Source organism: Corallococcus exercitus (genome assembly GCF_003611585.1).
Lineage (GTDB): Bacteria > Myxococcota > Myxococcia > Myxococcales > Myxococcaceae > Corallococcus > Corallococcus exercitus.
The window spans coordinates 1-1,046 of record NZ_RAVW01000806.1 but is presented as its reverse complement, the minus strand read 5'-3'; the positions used below and the strand labels follow the sequence as shown (position 1 = coordinate 1,046).

Here is a 1,046-nt window from a genome sequence, read left to right as displayed (position 1 = left end):
GGCCTGGACCGCCGGCGTCTTCACGGGCGGTGGGGCCGCCGTGTCTCCGGAAGGAAGCTCCTTGAGCTGGCCAGCGTCATAGGCGCGGCTGGTCGGCAGCACGGCCTGCGCGAATTCGCGGGACACGAGGCAGCGCCAGAAGCACAGCCAGGCGAGCCAGAAGCGGGCGAAGAACGACAGGGAGGCGGACGGGTCGGTCATCGGCCCCGGATAACAAAGCCGGAAGCCTTTGCAATTCGCCAATGGCCTGAAATGCAAAGGGCCTCACGGTTTCCCGTGAGGCCCTTCGTTTCTTCATGGTGGAGGTGGACGGGATCGAACCGACGACCTTCGCATTGCGAACGCGACGCTCTCCCAACTGAGCTACACCCCCATATGGGGACTACTTGCTGCCTGCTGCGCCTCGCGGGCGTTGGGTCCCGCGAAGTGAGTGGGCTAGTACCGGAGCCCCACCTTGCTGTCAAGCAGCTCGTTTTCGCCACCAACCCTGCGATTGACGTGCCGCACTGTGGATGCCATAAAAACCGCCTTCCGGTACCGCATCCTTCCCGGCCATTTCCGGGCCCCCCTTCTGGTTCATGTCCACCTCCCCATCGAAGACGTTGAGCCCCTCCGACCTCGCGAAGCTTGAACATTCGTTCGCTTCCGATCCCTCGTCGGATGCGTACAAGCCCCTGGCGGAGGCGTACCTCGACCTGGGCCGCTTCATGGAAGCGATGGTCGTCTGCAAGAAGGGCGTCAAGGCGCACCCGACCGCGGCCGACCCCCGCCTCCTCCTCGCCCGCGTCTACGCGGCGCAGAACAAGGACAAGAAGGCGCTCGAGGAAGTGATGGGCGCGCTCCAGGTCCAGCCCGAGGACAAGGCCGCCCTGCGCATGGCGGGCGTGCTGCAGATCAAGGGGGGCGAGGCTGAAGTCGGCCGCGGCAACCTCCTCAAGGCCTACCAGGCGGACCCCGGCGATCCGGAGACCGTCACGCTCCTCCAGCAGTACAAGGTGGAGATTCCGCGCCCCGCGGCGCCCACCCCGGTGCTCGCGCCCGTGGCC

Annotated in this window: 1 protein-coding gene, 1 tRNA gene and 1 pseudogene; 1 reads left to right on the top strand and 2 read right to left on the bottom strand. The window is 66.3% G+C overall.

Features of this window, described 5'->3' with window-relative positions:
• Together D7W79_RS42180 and D7W79_RS42175 are read right to left on the bottom strand one after the other, a co-directional pair.
• Positions 1-201, bottom strand: a pseudogene (locus D7W79_RS42180) (DUF2760 domain-containing protein); the annotation flags it as partial.
• 96 nt (positions 202-297) lie between these two features.
• A tRNA-Ala gene (locus tag D7W79_RS42175) sits at positions 298-373 on the bottom strand.
• Positions 374-578: 205 nt separating this feature from the next.
• On the opposite strand from D7W79_RS42175, the gene D7W79_RS42170 reads away from it, so the two are divergent.
• A partial coding sequence (locus D7W79_RS42170) for a tetratricopeptide repeat protein (RefSeq protein WP_338078865.1) occupies positions 579-1,046 on the top strand: 468 nt, incomplete at its 3' end.